The organism is Magnetospirillum sp. WYHS-4 (assembly GCA_039908345.1).
In the GTDB taxonomy this organism is placed as follows: Bacteria; Pseudomonadota; Alphaproteobacteria; order Rhodospirillales; family GLO-3; genus JAMOBD01.
This window is the reverse complement of the sequence record JAMOBD010000002.1, coordinates 87,439-102,910: the sequence shown is the minus strand read 5'-3', so window position 1 is coordinate 102,910 and position 15,472 is coordinate 87,439. Positions and strand designations below refer to the sequence as shown.

The following is a 15,472-nucleotide window of genomic DNA, read 5'->3' as shown; positions in this document are numbered from 1 at the left end:
GGGCTAGCGCGTGGGGCCGGGGACCGTCACCGCACGGCGGTTCCGCGCCCAGGATTCCTCACCATGGCCGGGGTCGAGGGGGCGCTCCTTGCCGTAGGAGACGGCCTGGATGCGGCCCGCCGCGACGCCCTGCACGACCATGTAGTTCTTGACCGACGCGGCGCGGGACTCGCCCAGGGCCAGGTTGTATTCCCGCGATCCCCGTTCATCGCAGTGGCCTTCGACCATGACGGCGAAGTCGGGGAAGCGGCGCAGCCAGGCGATCTGCCGATCGAGGATCGCCTTGGCCTCCGGGGTCAGGGCGCGCGATCCGGTATCGAAGCGGACTTCGCTGCCGACCGCGGCGTTGAAGTGTTCGACGGTGCCTTCCGGGGCGCGGGCCGGCGGTCCGTAGACGACCCTTGCGCGGGGATCGTCGATCTTCTGGACCTCGGGGACCGTCTCGCAGGCGGTGCCGGAGGCGGCAAGCGCCGTGGCGGCGAAGCGCATCAGGAAATCGCGACGGGTGTCATTCATGGCCTTCTCCCATTTCCCCGATCTTGGCGAGACCGCAGGTGGCCGTCGCGGAATCCTCGGGGTCGAATAAATGAAAACCTCCGCCTTCGCAGAGATACCAGTGCTCGCAGGACCGGCAGGCTTCCGGCGCCTGGGCGCGGCGCCCCTTGCGGAAGCGGGCGAAGCCCTTGTCCCAGAGATCGAGAAAGGGAGTCTCGCGGATGCTGCCTTCGGAAAAGCGGCGCGAGACGCTGGGGCAGCCGGTGACCGTGCCGTCGTGCAGGATCGAGGCGATGACGGTGCCTGAACCGCAATAGTGCAGCCCGTCGCGCACCCGGCATTCCCAGTTGGGCCCCCAGTAGCCTTCCTCGCTCAGGGTGACGACGATGTCTCCGCGGCCTTGCCGGGCCTGGGCGATGAAGGCCAAAAGGTGCCGGTAGTCGTCGCCGGACAGCATGAGGCCCGAATCCCGCCCGGCGCGCCCCCGCGAAAAAACGGGCGTGAAGCGGACCTGCGGCACGCCCAGCGCCGCCAGATGCTCGACGAAGGGCGCCAGTTCGCCGATGTTCAGGCGGTTGACGCAGCAGATGACGTCGAAGCCGGCATGGAAGGGATCGGCCACTAGGCGTTCCAGGGCGGCATTGACCTGACGGAAGGCCCCGTCGCGGCGGCGCAGGGTGTCGTGCGCCGTCTCCAGGCCGTCCAGGCTGACCGAGATGGTCGACAGCCCCGCCGCCTTCAGGGAGGCCAGGCGGGGCGCGTCGAGCAGCAGGCCGTTGGTGGTGATGCCCCAGGCGAAACCGAGGCCGGCGGCATGGGCGCCCACATCCTCGATGTCGCGGCGGATCAGCGGTTCGCCGCCGATGATCGCCAGGGTGATGCCTTGCGGATCGTGGCGGCCGGCGATGGCCGACAACTCGTTCTTGATCGTCTCGGGGGAAAGTTCGCGGTCGCGGGTGGTGTTGTCGCGGAAACAATCGCTGCCGCAATGGCGGCAGGCCAGGTTGCAGCGCAGGGTCGCTTCCCAGAACAGGTAGCGCAACGGATGCCCGGCGGCCAAGACGGCCTTGGCGGCGATGAAGCGCTCCAGGCCGTCGGCGAGAGATTCCTGCCCTGTCACGATGTCCCCCTTATTGCCATTCAACCATGCAATCCGGCATGGGCAAAGTGGCGGAAGTGAGGCGGCCGGGAAAGGCGGGTCAGGGGCCGTCGTCGATCTTTCCCCGGCCGGCCTTGATCTGGCTCCGGCGGCGCTTGCCTTCCAGGCGCCGGCGCTTGGCGCCCAGCGTCGGCTTGGTGGGCTGGCGGTGCTTCGGAGGAACGGCGGCTTGGCGGATCAAGGCGATCAGGCGCTCGAGGGCATCGCGACGGTTCCGTTCCTGGCTGCGGAACCGGCTGGCGGTCAGGACGATCACGCCCTCCCGGGTCATTCTGTTTCCGGCGACGGCGACCAGGCGACGATACACGGGGTCCGGAATGGCCGGACTGTTCGCCGCGTCGAACCGCAGTTGCACGGCGGTTTCCACCTTGTTGACATTCTGCCCGCCCGGTCCGGGGGAGCGGATGAACCGTTCCTGGATTTCGTCGTCGGCCAGGACGATCAGCGGCGTGACATGAATCATGATCCAGGTTCCAGGCGCCCGAATATCGGCGGGCGGCCGATATCCGTCGCGCGAACGATACCGAATTCCCTGCGGCTTGCATCGGGAAATCGGCGATAATACATTGGCAAGCGAGGCATTTTGTCTTTCAGGGGAGCGACGCGCTATGGCGAAGAAGGCGACGAAGGCGGGCTGGCCGAAGGGGTTCGTCTGGGGAGCTTCGACTTCCAGCTACCAGATCGAGGGGGCGGTGGCGGAAGACGGACGCGGCCCCAGCATCTGGGACACCCGCTGCCAGTTGGGCAAGATCGCCAACAAGAACACCGGCGACGTCGCCTGCGACCACTACCACCGCTATCCCGACGACATCAAGCTGATGCAGGACCTGGGCATCCAGGCCTACCGCTTTTCCGTCGCCTGGCCGCGCGTGCTGCCGCGCGGGCGGGGCGCGGTCAATCCGAAGGGCCTCGATTTCTACGACCGGATCATCGACGGCTGCCTGGAAAAGGGCATCGAGCCCTGGCTTTGCCTCTATCACTGGGACCTGCCGCAGGCCCTGATGGATCTGGGCGGCTGGATCAACCGAGACACCGCAGGGTGGTTCGCCGACTATGCGGTGCTCTGCGCCCGGCGCTACGGGGACCGGGTGAAGAACTGGGCGACCTTCAACGAATTTTCCGTCTTCACCATGTTCGGCTACTGCATCGACTGGGGCGCGCCCGGCATCGTCGACAAGCCGGCCCATCTGCAGGCCATCCACCACGTCAATCTGGCCCACGGCATGGGGGTCGATGTGATCCGCGACCTGGTGGCGGGGGCGTCCATCGGCGGCGTGCACAACTTCACCCCCATCGTTCCCGAGAAGGACACGCCGGAAAACCGCCAGGCCACCACCATCATGGACGAGCACTGGAACCTGGCCTTCCCCGATCCGCAGATCCTGGGCCACTATCCGCCCAACTTGGCGCGCGACATCGAACCCTACGTGAAGCCCGGCGACATGGCGCGCATCTGCCGGCCGGTGGACTGGTTCGGGCTCAACCACTACGGCCCCATCTTCTGCAAGGCCGATCCGGCTTCCATGTACGGCTTCGGCTGGGGATCTGCGCCCGAGGACGCGCCCAAGTCGGACATCGGCTGGCCGATCTTCCCCGACATGTTCCGCGAAACCCTGCTGAACCTGGACAAGCGCTATGGGCTTCCGGTCTACATCACCGAGAACGGCTGTGGCGGCCACGGCGACGTGCCCGACAAGAAGGGCAAGGTCGACGACAAGCACCGGGTCAGCTACCTGAAGCAGTACACGGCGGCCATGGCCAAGGCGATCCAGCAAGGCGCCGACGTGCGCGGCTACATGGTCTGGTCGCTGCTCGACAACTTCGAATGGGGCTCGGGCTATACCCAGCGCTTCGGCATCGTCTTCGTGGACTTCGAGACCCAGAAGCGCTACCCGAAGTCCTCCTACTACTGGTTCCGCGACCTGATCGCCGGCAAGGCCGGATGACCGCCCCGGAGCCGCGCGCCAATCCCCATCTCGCGGGGCACGAGGCGGCCGAACGGGCCCTGCTGGACGCCTTCAACTCCGGCCGCATGGCCCATGCCTGGCTGATCTCCGGCCCCAAGGGGATCGGCAAGGCGACGCTGGCCTATCGCTTCGCCCGCTTCGTTCTGGCTCGGGGCCGGGGAGTGGCAGGCCCCAGCCTGTTCGGCGGTGCCCCTCCGGCCCCCGCCAGCCTGGAGGTGCCGCCCGGCGATCCGGTCTGCCAGCGGGTGGCCGGGGGTGGGCATGCCGACCTGTTCACCGTCGAACGTCGCGTCGACGAGAAAACGGGCAAGATGAAGGGCGAGATCGTCATCGACGACGTGCGCGGCATCGGCGGCTTCATGAGCATGACGGCGGCCGAGGGCGGCTGGCGGGTGGCGGTGATCGACGCCGCCGACGACATGAACACCAACGCCGCCAACGCCGTGCTCAAGGTGCTGGAGGAACCGCCCAAGGGGGCGCTGCTGCTTCTGGTCTGCCACAATCCGGGACGGCTGCTGCCGACCATCCGCTCGCGCTGCCGCAAGCTGGTGCTGTCGCCCTTGCCAACGGGGATGGTGGCGGACCTGCTATGCCGCTACCGGCCCGAGACCGCGCAAGCCGAAGCCCGCGAACTGGCCGACCTGGCCGAAGGCAGCGTCGGCCGCGCCCTGGCCCTGGCGGAAGAGGGGGGGCTGGAGCTTTACCGGCGGGTCGCCGGCCTGCTGGCCGGCTTGCCGCAACTGGACGTGGAAGCCCTGCATGCCCTGGGCGATCAGGTGGCGCGGGCGGGCGGGGAGGGGGCCTTCGCCACCCTGGGCGACCTGTTGCGCTGGTGGATGGCCCGCTTGGCCCTGGCGGCGGCAAGAAGCGACACGGCCTCCCTGCCGCCCGCCGACCGGGCGTTGGCCGAACGGCTGCAGGCGGCGGGGACTCTCGATCGCTGGCTGGAGAACTGGGAAAAGACCAACCGCCTGCTGGCCCGGTGCGAGGACATCAACCTCGACCGCAAGCAGGTGGTGCTCAACATCTTTGCAGGATTGGAGGGGGCGGCGAGATAAGGGCCGGCTTGTCGCGCCGTCCCGATCAGGCCGAGAAATCGAACAGCGAACCCCGCCTGGCGTTTCTCGTCTGCGCATTCTGCGCCGCCAGCGCCTGGACGACGCGGTCTCCTTCGGCCGCCGCAGCCCTGGCCGCCGCAAGCTGGTCGGTTACCGCTGCCTTCGTCGTCGCCTTCTCCTGGCTCGCCTTGTCCAGGGCCTTGGTATCGGCCGCTTGGGTGGCAGAAACTTCCAGCTTGTCCTTGAGGGTGGCGCTCTGCTGGGCGGAGGACTTCTTCGTCGTCTCGATGACGGAGCGCAGTTCGGCCTGCTTTTCGGTCAGTTCCTTGGCCTTTCTGGTGTCGCCCCGCTCGGCCGCCGTTTTGATTTCCTGGGTCAATTTCTCGTCGGCCTTGGCCAGGACGTCCTGGGTCTTCTGGCCGGCCTTCGCCACCGCGCCCTGAAGAGCCTCCCGCGGTGCGGGACGCTGGGGCTCGGCCGGCGCCGTCTTGGTCGCCGCCTTGGCCTTTGAGTCGGTTGCCTTCTTCTTGGCGTCCGGGCGGGTAAGCCCACGCTGGGCGTAGTAGTCGTCTACGGTCTTGTTTCCCAATGCGTTGAGCGATGAAGCCATGATCCCACCCGTCGAATTGACGCTAAATCCCCATGCAGCCCGATAGTCCCTGCGCTTCGTAGAATAGAGATATCCGCACGGAAAGTCACCCGTTTTCCACAGTGGCATCCGCAGCCCCGGAATTTCTTGACCGGGTGGGAGGGCCCCTATACCAGTTGATGTGTCGGCAATGAGCCCGGAGCGGTCCATGAGCGCGTCCAAGCGTTTCTACATCACCACGCCCATCTACTACGTCAACGACGTGCCCCACATCGGCCATGCTTACACTACGCTGGCCTGCGACGTGCTGGCGCGGTTCAAGCGCCTGGATGGCTTCGACGTCAAGTTCCTCACCGGCACCGACGAACACGGCCAGAAGGTGGAAAAATCCGCCAAGGCCTCGGGCATGGACCCCAGGGCCTTCACCGACAAGGTTTCGCAGAATTTCCGCGACTTGGCGAAGGCGATGAATTTCTCCAACGACGACTTCATCCGCACCACCGAGGAACGGCATCTGCGTTCCTGCCAGCATCTCTGGAAGGTGCTGGAGGAAAAGGGCGAAATCTTCCTGGGGTCCTATGCCGGCTGGTACGCGGTGCGCGACGAGGCCTTCTATGCCGAGGGCGAACTGGTTTCCGGTCCCGGCGGCAAGAAGCTGGCCCCCACGGGCGCCGAGGTCGAATGGGTCGAGGAGCCCAGCTACTTCTTCCGCCTGTCCGCCTGGCAGGAACGTCTGATCGCCTACTACGAGGCCAACCCGGACTGCATCCTGCCCAAAAGCCGCTTCAACGAGGTGATGAGCTTCGTCAAGGGCGGGCTGCAGGATCTTTCCGTGTCGCGGACTACCTTTTCCTGGGGCATCCCGGTGCCCGGCAACGACGCCCACATCATGTACGTCTGGCTGGACGCCCTGACCAACTACATCACCGCCGTCGGCTATCCGGACACGGAAGCGGGAGAATACAGGACCTACTGGCCCGCCGACGTCCACATGGTGGGCAAGGATATCCTGCGCTTCCATGCCGTCTACTGGCCGGCCTTCCTGATGGCGGCGGGCCTGGAGCCGCCCCGGCGCGTCTTCGCCCACGGCTGGTGGACCAACGAGGGCCAGAAGATATCCAAGTCGGTCGGCAACGTCATCGATCCGTTGGCGCTGATCGCCAAGTATGGCCTGGACCAGACCCGGTATTTCCTGCTGCGCGAGGTGCCCTTCGGTAACGACGGCGATTACTCCCATGCCGCCATGGTGCACCGGATGAACAGCGATCTGGCCAACGACTTCGGCAACTTGGCGCAGCGGGTGCTGTCCATGATCGCCAAGAACTGTGCCGGCACGGTGCCGATGCATCGCGAGTTCACGGACGACGACCGCGAGATGCTGGGCAGTGCCCATGCCTTGTTAGGCAAGATCCGCCATGCCCTGGAGGTGCAGTCCTTCCACGAGGCCCTGGACACCCTGTGGATGGTCGTCCGGGCGGCCAACGGCTATGTCGACCACCAGGCTCCTTGGAAGCTGAAGAAGGAGGACCCGGCCCGCATGGGGACCGTGCTGTACGTCCTGGCCGAGACCATCCGGCACTTGGCCCTGCTGGCCCAGCCCTTCGTGCCGGATTCGGCGGGAAGAATGCTCGACCAGTTGGCCGTGGCGCCCCTGCACCGGACCTTCGCCTACCTGGGGGCCGAGCACGCCTTGGTTCCCGGAATTTCCCTGCCGCCCCCGCAAGGCGTCTTTCCGCGCTTCGTGGAAGACGGGGAAAAAGACAAGACTTGCTAAGCTGTTATCACCGTTCCCGATGAATCTACTTTAATCTCCTGCCGACGGGCAGGGGGCTGCCGCGCAGGAAGGTTTCGGCATCCAGGGCCGATTTGCCTTCCTTCTGCAGGCGGACGATGCGTAGCGCTCCGGTGCCACAGGCGATGGCCAAGTGGCTATCGAGGACTCGGCCCGGCTCGCCGGAGCCCTGGGTGGGGGTGACGGAAAGGATTTTCAACCGTACCCCTTCGTCTTCGCACCAGACGCCCGGCCAGGGATTGAGGGCTCGCACCCGGCGTTCGATCTCGACGGCTGGCAGGGTCCAGTCGATGCGGCCCTCGTCCTTATCCAGCTTCTTCGCGTAGGTGACGCCTTCCGTCGGCTGGGGGACGGGCTCCAGTTCGGGCAGGTGGGCCAGCGCCTCGACGATCAGCCGCGCCCCCAGGGCAGCCAGGGTGTCGTGTAGGCCCGACGCCGTGGTGTCGGCGGCGATGGGCACTGTTTCCCTAATCAGCATGGCTCCGGTATCCAGGCCTTCGTCCATCCGCATGATGGTGATGCCGGTCTCGCGGTCGCCGGCCAGGATGGCCCGTTGTATGGGCGCCGCGCCGCGCCAGCGCGGCAACAGGGAGGCATGGACGTTCAGGCAGCCTAGGCGGGGCGCCTCCAGCACCTTCTTGGGCAGGATCAGCCCGTAGGCAGCCACCACCGCCAAGTCGACCCCCAGGGCGGCGAAAGCGGCTTGAGCTTCCGCATCCTTGAGGCTGCGCGGGGTACGGACCGGCAGTCCCCTGCCGGCGGCGAAGGCATGGACGGGGCAGGGGCGTTCCTTGTGGCCGCGCCCGGCCGGTTTGGGGGGCTGGGAATAGACGCAGGCGACGTGGTGTCCGGCTGCCAGTAAGGATTCCAGGATGGGGACCGAGAAGTCCGGACTGCCCATGAAGGCGAGGCGCAAGGAGGAACTCACAGGACGCCGGCCGCGGAACCCTTCCGCGCCTTGGTCAGGCGGCGCATGATCATGCTCCGCTTCAGCATGGAGATGCGATCGACGAACAGGGTGCCTTCCAGATGGTCCATCTCGTGCTGTAAACAGACCGAGAGGATGCCCTCGGCCTCCAGTTCGCGTTCTACGTTATCGTGGTCCAAGTAGCGGACCCGAATGCGGGCCGGGCGGGTGACCTCGGCGAACTGCTCAGGTAGGGAAAGGCAACCTTCCTCGCGGGTCGACAGGTCGTCGGAGGCCCAGACGATTTCCGGATTGGCCATGTAGAGCGGCATGGGGTCTTCACCCTCGCGGGCAACGTCCAGCACGATCACCCGCTTGGACACGGCCACCTGCGGGGCCGCGAGGCCGATGCCGTGGGCTTCGTGCATGGTTTCCATCATGTCGTCCATCAGCCGACGGACGCCGGCGTCGACCTTATCGACGCGGGCGGCCTTCTTCTTCAGGCGGGGGTCGGGGGCGACAAGGATCTCGAGGAGGGCCATGGAAGCAAGGAATCCCAATCGGTTCTTGCCTTCCACATAGGGCGGAAGAGGGCGGCCGTCAAGCCGCTCAGCAGGAAGCCGCTGGACGGGCGGGCAGGGAATCGGGAATGCCGGCGGCACGGGATTCCGGGGTGCCGCAATAAAGCGCGTAGAGGGTCTCGATGACCGCGCTCGCCTCTTCCCCCGACAGGGAATAGAAAATGGTCTGTGCCGACCGCCGGGTATGCACCAGATCGTCCCGGCGCAGCCGCGCCAAGTGCTGGGACAGGGCCGACTGCGACAGGCCGATCATCTTTTCCAGTTCGCTGACGCACTTCTCGCCGGTCGCCAGTTGGCAGAGAATCAGCAGGCGGTGCTGGTTGCTCATGGCCTTGAGAAGCACGCTGGCTCGGCGGGCGTTCTCCTGAAGCTTGTCGAGGTCGATCGACATATCGAGCCTTCCTTATATGAGATAAGGTTAAATTACAGGAATGAAGCTGGCTTAACCAGCCCCTTTTTCCAAATTTCAGTGTGCGGCGCACAATCGATTTTTGTCGGATTCCGGACGATTATTTTTCGCATCCACCAAATTGGCGGGGCTTCTCGCGTCGCCGTGATGTTGCGCTGCAATAATTCATGTCTGCGATAGCGAAAGCGCATTGGCAGGACATGCCGGTCTGTCGCAGAATGCGGTCCATGCCGACCTTGCTGATCACCCACCCCATCTGCCTCCTGCACGAGATGGGCGAACATCACCCCGAAAGTCCCGACCGCCTGCGGGTCATCCTCCAAGCCCTGGAGACCCAGGAGTTCGTCTACCTGGTGAGGATGGAGGCGCCGCTCGCCGACCGTGCCGCGCTGGAGCGGGTGCACGATCCGGCCTATGTAGCCGACATCCTGGACAATGGCCCCGCCACCGGACACCGTCATCTCGATGCCGATACCGGCATGAGTCCGGCTTCGGCCGAGGCCGCCCTGCGCGCCGCCGGAGGCGCCTGCGCCGCCGTCGACGCGGTGATGACGGGCGAGGCGCGCAACGTCTTCTGCGCCGTCCGTCCGCCCGGCCACCACGCCGAACGGGCTCGGGCCATGGGATTCTGCCTGTTCAACAACGTGGCGGTGGCCGCCTACCATGCCCGCGCCGCCCACGGCATCCGCCGGGTGGCGGTGGTCGACTTCGACGTCCATCATGGCAACGGCACCCAGGATGAATTCTGGGAGGACGGTTCGTTGTTCTATGCCTCCAGCCACCAGTGGCCCGCCTATCCGGGTACCGGGCGCGAGCACGACCATGGCGTGGCCGGCAACATCGTCAACGTTCCCTTGGCGCCTGGTTCGGGCTCGGAGGAGTTCCGTCGCGCCTATTCCGAAATCATCCTTCCGGCGTTGAGCAACTTCAAGCCCGAGTTGCTGATCATCTCGGCCGGTTTCGACGCGCACGCCCGCGACCCGTTGGCCTATCTGCGCGTCCAGACCGAGGATTTCGGGTGGGTGACGCGCGAGTTGCTCAAGGTGGCCGACGCCTGCTGCAAGGGGCGGGTGGTCTCCTGCCTGGAAGGCGGCTACGATCTCCAAGCCCTCTCCATGAGTGTCGCCGCGCACATGCGGGCGCTGATGGGGCATTGAGCGGTGGCGGCAACGTCGCCGATTTCGAGTAATATTGAAGGCCCTGGCCGTCCTTAATTTCGTGCCTTCTGGCGCAGCAGGTGGTCGGCCAGCACCAGGGCCATCATGGCTTCGGCCACGGGAACGCCCCGGATGCCGACACAGGGGTCGTGCCGACCTTTGGTGACGATCTCGGTGTCCTGTCCATCGACGGTCACCGTGCGGCGTGGCGTCAGGATGGAACTGGTGGGTTTGAGCGCCAGGCGCGCCACCACGTCCTGCCCGGTCGAAATACCTCCCAGCACTCCGCCTGCATGGTTGGACAGGAAGGCCACTTGTCCGTCTTGCATGCGCATCTCGTCGGCATTTCCCGGACCCGTCAGGCGAGCGGCGGCGAATCCCTCGCCGATTTCCACGCCCTTGACGGCGGGAATGCTCATCAGGCCTTTGGCGATGTCGGCGTCCAGGCGATCGAAGATGGGTTCCCCCAGGCCTGCGGGCAGGCCGGAAGCCACCACCTCGATTACCGCGCCGACCGACGAGCCGGCCTTGCGGATGCCGTCCAGATAAGACTCCCAGGCCTTGGCGGTCTGGGCGTCGGGGGAGAAGAAAGGATTGTTGGCGACTTCCGCCCAGTCCCAGCGGGCGCGGTCGACTTCGTGGGGGCCGATGGCGACCACGGCGCCGCGGATGGATATTCCGTCGCCCAGTACCTTGCGGGCCACGGCGCCGGCCGCCACCCGCATGGCCGTCTCGCGGGCGCTGGCCCGTCCGCCGCCCCGATGGTCGCGGATGCCGTACTTCTTCCAATAGGTATAGTCGGCGTGGCCGGGACGGAACTTGTCGGCGATCTCGCCGTAGTCCTTGGAGCGCTGGTCCTGGTTGCGGATCAGGAGCCCGATGGGCGTGCCGGTGGTCAGGCCCTCGAACACCCCGGACAGGATCTCCACCGTGTCCGGTTCCTGGCGCTGGGTGGTGAAGCGCGATTGGCCGGGCTTGCGGCGGTCCAGTTCCTTCTGGATGTCGGCCTCGCACAAAGAAAGACGCGGCGGCACTCCGTCGATCACGCAGCCCAGCGCCGGCCCGTGGCTTTCGCCGAAGGTCGAGACGCGGAACAGGTGCCCGAAGGTGCTGCCGGTCATTCCTGCCCGTTGCCGTTCTTGTTCACCGATATGTCCGGAGCATCCACCGCCTTCATGCCGACGACATGGTAGCCGGAATCCACGTGGTGGACCTCGCCGGTCACGCCGGAGGACAGGCCGCTCAGCAGGTAGAGCCCCGCCCCGCCGACGTCGTCCAGGGTGATGTTGCGGCGCAGGGGAGAATTGTACTCGTTCCATTTGAGGATATAGCGGAAGTCGCCGATCCCCGCCGCCGCCAGGGTCCGCATCGGACCTGCCGACATGGCGTTGACTCGGATGCCCTGCTTGCCCAGGTCCTCGGCAAGGTAGCGCACGCTAGCCTCCAGGGCCGCCTTGGCGACACCCATGACGTTGTAATGGGGGGTCACTTTCTCGGCGCCCAGGTAGGTGAGGGTTAGCAGGCTCCCGCCTTCGGTCATCAGGCGCTCGGCCCGCTGGCAGACCGAGGTGAACGAATAGCAGGAGATGTTCATCGTCATGGCGAAGTTGTCGGGCGTGGTGTCCAGGTAGCGGCCCTTGAGCTGTTCCTTGTCCGAATAGGCGATGGCATGGACCAGGAAGTCCAGTCGGCCCCACCGTTCGGCGATGGCGTCGAAGACCGCGTCCAGGGACCCGGCATCGGTCACGTCGCAAGGCATTACGAGGTCGCAGCCCAGGGATTCTGCCAGCGGCTTGACCCGCTTCTGCAGCGCTTCGCCCTGGTAGGTGAAGGCCAAGTCGGCCCCCTGGGCATGGACGGCCCTGGCGATGCCCCAGGCGATGGAGCGATCGTTGGCCACGCCCATGATCAGGCCCTTCTTGCCCGCCATCAGCGGCACCGAGAACGTCATGAATTCCTCGCTCGGTTGTTGGTCTTGAGGTACGCGGTTCAACCGGATACTACCCGAATGCCGGAAACGCCGATAGCCGCCCGGCCGGGCAGGTAGACGTGCCTATACCCCGGAGCGTCGGGCGTCAACCGTCCAGACGGCCGGCGATGAGGAATTCCTTGTTGCCTTCGGGGCCGGCGATGGGGCTTTCGGCGATTCCCAGCACGGTCCAGCCCTGCCGCGCCGCCAACCATGCACGGATGCGCTCGCAGACTTCGGCATGCAGGTCCGGGTCGCGCACCACGCCCCCCTTGCCCACCCGGCCCTTGCCAACCTCGAACTGGGGCTTGACGAGGGCAACCAGGTGGGCGCCGGGGGCCGCCAGGGCGAGGGGAGCGGGTAGCAGGGTTTCCAGCCCGATGAAGCTGGCGTCGCAGACGATCAGGCCGATGGGTTCCGGCACCTGGCCGGCGGTCAGGTGCCGGGCGTTGGTTTCCTCCAGCACCACGACGCGCGGATCTTCCCGAAGCTTCCAGGCCAGTTGCCCGCGCCCCACGTCGACCGCATAGACCTTGGCCGCCCCGTGGGTCAGCAGCACATCGGTGAAGCCGCCGGTGGAAGCGCCCAGGTCCAGACAGACCAAGCCGTCGGGATCGATGCCGAAATGGGCCAGGCCGTGGGCCAGCTTGACGCCGCCCCGCGACACCCAGGGATGGTCGCGTCCCTTGACCTCCAGGGCGATGTCCTCGGGCAAGGCCGTACCGGGCTTGTCGAGCCGCCTTGTGCCCGAATACACCAGCCCGGCCATGACGAGCGCCTGAGCCCGGCTGCGGCTTTCCACCAGCCCGCGGTCGACGAGGAGTTGGTCGAGGCGTTTCTTGGTCATCCCAAAGGCGGCTTTCCGTTGGCGCGACGGATGATGGCAGCGAGACCTCGGACCCGCTCCCGCAGATCGAGAACATCCAGCTCGACGCCCTTCTCGCAGGCCTTGCGCGCCAAGTCCATCTTGTTCGGCGTCCGCTTCTTCCCGTCCGCCCATGGCCCGTCACCCTTGATGGCGCTGTGATTTCCGACAGCATGCCATGGGTTGCGTATGGGGCAACAGGGAACTGACGGACGATCAAGGGATCAGGTCGTCGACCTCGACCCCGAGGGCCGAGGCAATGGCCTTCAGGGTCTCGACGGAGCCGGTGCGCTTGCCCCGCTCGATCTGGGACAGATAGACCGGATTGATGTCCGCCTTGGCCGCCAGTTCCTTCTGCGTCAGGCCCCGGTATTCCCTGTAGGCCTTGATACGATTGGCGCCACTTACCAAGGACCGCGCAAGAGACTCCGGAAAGACCTCTTCCGTACCGGTAAGCACCCGCGCCAGAACTTCTGCTACTCCAAGTCCATCCCTCGCGACACCCATCAGGCACTCCCGCAAGTTCGAACAGCGAACCACCAAGCCCCTTTCCTTGGTGTCTTTGTGCCGTGGTGGTGGAAGGGGCTTGCTAGGCCCTTACCGCCGCGGCCTCGTCCGCGCGGCCGAGGGCGGAAAGCGCGGTGGCGACGATGTTGGGGGCGGTGAGGCCGGCCGCTTCCAACTGCTTGTCCGGGCTGTCGTGTTCCTGGAACACGTCGGGCAACGTCAGCGGGCGGAACTTGAGGCCGTTGTCCAGCAGGCCTTCCGAGGCCAGGAACTGCATGACATGGGCGCCGAAGCCGCCGGCCGAGCCTTCCTCGACGGTCAAGAGAACCTCGTGCCCGGTCGCCAGGCGGCGGATCAGGTCGGTATCGATGGGCTTGGCGAAGCGGGCATCGGCCACGGTGGTGGACAGGCCGCGCCCCGCCAGTTCCTCGGCCGCCTTCAAGGCTTCCTGGAGGCGGGTGCCGAGGCTCAGGATAGCGACCTTGGAGCCTTCGCGGATGATGCGCCCCTTGCCGATGGGCAGCACCTGCCCTTCCTCGGGCAGATCGACCCCCACGCCTTCGCCACGCGGATAGCGCACCGCGCTGACCCGGTCGTCGATGGCCGCCGCCGTGGCGATCATATGGACCAGTTCGGCCTCGTCGGACGGGGCCATGACCACGATGTTGGGCAAACAACAGAGGAAGGCCAGATCGAAGGCGCCGGCGTGGGTGGCGCCGTCGGCCCCCACCAAGCCGGCCCTGTCGATTGCCAAACGCACCGGCAGCCCCTGCAGCACCGCATCGTGCATCACCTGATCGTAGGCCCGCTGCAGGAAACTGGAATAGATGGCGCAGAAGGGCTTGAAGCCTTCCACGGCCAAGCCGGCGGCGAAGGTGACCGCATGCTGTTCGGCGATGCCGACGTCGAAGAAGCGCTCGGGAAAGCGTTCGGCGAAATGATCGAGGCCCGTGCCGGCCGGCATGGCGGCCGTGATGCCCACGATCTTCTCGTCCTTCTCCGCCACCTTGACCAGGGCCTTGGCGAAGACGTCGGTATAGGACGGGGCGTTGGCCTTGGGCTTGACCAGTTCGCCGGTCACCAGGTCGAACTTGCCGACGCCGTGATACTTGTCGTGGGCTTCCTCGGCCGGCGCATAGCCGTGGCCCTTCTCGGTCACCACGTGCAGCAGCACCGGGGCCGGGTCGAGATCGTCGCGCAGGTTCTTCAGCACCGGCAGCAGGTGTTCCAGATTGTGGCCGTCGACCGGGCCGACGTAGTAGAAGCCCATCTCTTCGAACAGGGTGCCGCCGGTGACCATGCCGCGGGCGTATTCTTCCGCCTTGCGGGCGGCGATGCTGAGCGAGCGCGGCAGCTTGTCGGTGATGTCGCGGGCGAAATGGCGCAGCGAGCGGAACGACTTGGACGAGATCACCCGCGACAGGTAGGCGCTCATGGCCCCCACCGGCGGCGCGATGGACATGTCGTTGTCGTTCAGGATGACGATCAGGCGCGATTCCATCGCGCCGGCGTTGTTCATCGCCTCGTAGGCCATGCCGGCGCTCATGGCGCCATCGCCGATCACGGCGATGACATGGTTCTTCTCGCCCTTGCGGTCGCGTGCCACCGCCATCCCGAGTCCGGCCGAAATGGAGGTCGAACTGTGCCCGGCCCCGAAGGGATCGTAGATGCTTTCCACCCGCCGGGTGAAGCCCGAAATGCCGCCGCCCTGGCGGAGCGTCGGCATGCGGGCGCGCCGGCCGGTGAGAATCTTGTGGGGATAGGCTTGGTGGCCCACATCCCAGATCAGGCGGTCGTCCGGGGTATTGAAGATATGGTGCAGGGCGACCGTCAGTTCGACCACGCCCAGGCTCGCCCCCAGGTGGCCCCCGGTGCGCGAGACGACGCGAATCACCTCGCGACGAATCTCCTCGGACAGCTGCTCGAGCTGTTCGACCGAGAAATGCCGGATGTCCGCTGGCTCCCGGACCAAGTCCAGGAGAGGAGTCTTGTGGTCGTGGGTCACGCGCGTTCTCGC

General features: G+C 66.1%; 16 protein-coding genes. 4 read left to right on the top strand and 12 right to left on the bottom strand.

Annotation, left to right across the window (positions count from 1 at the left end; translation table 11 throughout):
* Positions 1-3: 3 nt before the first annotated feature.
* From pal to arfB, 3 genes are all read right to left on the bottom strand, one after another.
* Positions 4-516, bottom strand: a complete 513-nt coding sequence (gene pal / locus H7841_01765; protein ID MEO5335610.1) for a peptidoglycan-associated lipoprotein Pal — start codon at positions 514-516, stop codon at positions 4-6.
* Positions 509-1,615, bottom strand: coding sequence for a radical SAM protein (locus H7841_01760; protein ID MEO5335609.1), 1,107 nt, complete (start codon positions 1,613-1,615; stop codon positions 509-511). The genes pal and H7841_01760 overlap by 8 nt, the downstream gene beginning before the upstream one ends.
* Positions 1,616-1,694: 79 nt before the next feature.
* Complete coding sequence (arfB, locus tag H7841_01755; GenBank protein ID MEO5335608.1) at positions 1,695-2,117, bottom strand: aminoacyl-tRNA hydrolase; 423 nt, start codon at positions 2,115-2,117, stop codon at positions 1,695-1,697.
* A gap of 145 nt (positions 2,118-2,262) precedes the next feature.
* Between arfB and H7841_01750 the strand changes: the two genes are divergently transcribed.
* Together H7841_01750 and H7841_01745 are read left to right on the top strand one after the other, a co-directional pair.
* Positions 2,263-3,600 (top strand): GH1 family beta-glucosidase, encoded by a 1,338-nt coding sequence (locus H7841_01750; GenBank protein ID MEO5335607.1) that lies wholly within the window; start codon positions 2,263-2,265, stop codon positions 3,598-3,600.
* On the top strand, positions 3,597-4,679 hold the full coding sequence (locus H7841_01745; GenBank protein MEO5335606.1) for a DNA polymerase III subunit delta': 1,083 nt from the start codon (positions 3,597-3,599) through the stop codon (positions 4,677-4,679). The genes H7841_01750 and H7841_01745 overlap by 4 nt, the downstream gene beginning before the upstream one ends.
* 25 nt (positions 4,680-4,704) lie before the next feature.
* Here the strand turns inward: H7841_01745 and H7841_01740 are convergent, their stop codons facing one another.
* Positions 4,705-5,289 carry a hypothetical protein gene (locus H7841_01740; GenBank protein ID MEO5335605.1) on the bottom strand — a complete coding sequence of 195 codons (585 nt, stop codon included), beginning with the start codon at positions 5,287-5,289 and terminating at the stop codon, positions 4,705-4,707.
* A 187-nt stretch (positions 5,290-5,476) separates the two neighbouring features.
* Between H7841_01740 and metG the strand changes: the two genes are divergently transcribed.
* Entirely contained in the window at positions 5,477-7,042 is a 1,566-nt protein-coding gene (gene metG, locus H7841_01735) for a methionine--tRNA ligase (protein ID MEO5335604.1), read from the top strand.
* Between the two features lie 25 nt (positions 7,043-7,067).
* On the opposite strand, the gene fmt is transcribed toward metG, so the two are convergent.
* From fmt to H7841_01720, 3 genes are all read right to left on the bottom strand, one after another.
* Positions 7,068-7,976: a methionyl-tRNA formyltransferase gene (fmt, locus tag H7841_01730; GenBank protein MEO5335603.1), complete on the bottom strand. Its 909-nt coding sequence runs from the start codon at positions 7,974-7,976 to the stop codon at positions 7,068-7,070.
* A gap of 8 nt (positions 7,977-7,984) precedes the next feature.
* Positions 7,985-8,509 (bottom strand): peptide deformylase, encoded by a 525-nt coding sequence (def, locus tag H7841_01725; GenBank protein MEO5335602.1) that lies wholly within the window; start codon positions 8,507-8,509, stop codon positions 7,985-7,987.
* Positions 8,510-8,576: 67 nt separating this feature from the next.
* Positions 8,577-8,933, bottom strand: coding sequence for a metalloregulator ArsR/SmtB family transcription factor (locus H7841_01720; GenBank protein ID MEO5335601.1), 357 nt, complete (start codon positions 8,931-8,933; stop codon positions 8,577-8,579).
* 251 nt (positions 8,934-9,184) lie between these two features.
* Here H7841_01720 and H7841_01715 point away from each other — a divergent pair, with 251 nt between their 5' ends.
* Positions 9,185-10,114, top strand: coding sequence for a histone deacetylase family protein (locus H7841_01715; GenBank protein ID MEO5335600.1), 930 nt, complete (start codon positions 9,185-9,187; stop codon positions 10,112-10,114).
* A gap of 53 nt (positions 10,115-10,167) precedes the next feature.
* Here H7841_01715 and aroC read toward each other — a convergent pair whose 3' ends face one another.
* The 5 genes from aroC to dxs all read right to left on the bottom strand — a co-directional run bounded on the left by aroC (position 10,168) and on the right by dxs (position 15,460).
* Positions 10,168-11,235, bottom strand: coding sequence for a chorismate synthase (gene aroC, locus H7841_01710; GenBank protein MEO5335599.1), 1,068 nt, complete (start codon positions 11,233-11,235; stop codon positions 10,168-10,170).
* Positions 11,232-12,053 (bottom strand): enoyl-ACP reductase FabI, encoded by an 822-nt coding sequence (gene fabI / locus H7841_01705; protein ID MEO5335598.1) that lies wholly within the window; start codon positions 12,051-12,053, stop codon positions 11,232-11,234. Before fabI ends, aroC begins: the two co-directional genes overlap by 4 nt.
* Before the next feature lie 136 nt (positions 12,054-12,189).
* Complete coding sequence (locus H7841_01700; protein ID MEO5335597.1) at positions 12,190-12,930, bottom strand: TlyA family RNA methyltransferase; 741 nt, start codon at positions 12,928-12,930, stop codon at positions 12,190-12,192.
* Between the two features lie 234 nt (positions 12,931-13,164).
* Positions 13,165-13,455, bottom strand: coding sequence for a helix-turn-helix domain-containing protein (locus H7841_01695; protein MEO5335596.1), 291 nt, complete (start codon positions 13,453-13,455; stop codon positions 13,165-13,167).
* Positions 13,456-13,537: 82 nt separating this feature from the next.
* Positions 13,538-15,460, bottom strand: coding sequence for a 1-deoxy-D-xylulose-5-phosphate synthase (gene dxs, locus H7841_01690; protein MEO5335595.1), 1,923 nt, complete (start codon positions 15,458-15,460; stop codon positions 13,538-13,540).
* Positions 15,461-15,472: the final 12 nt, after the last annotated feature.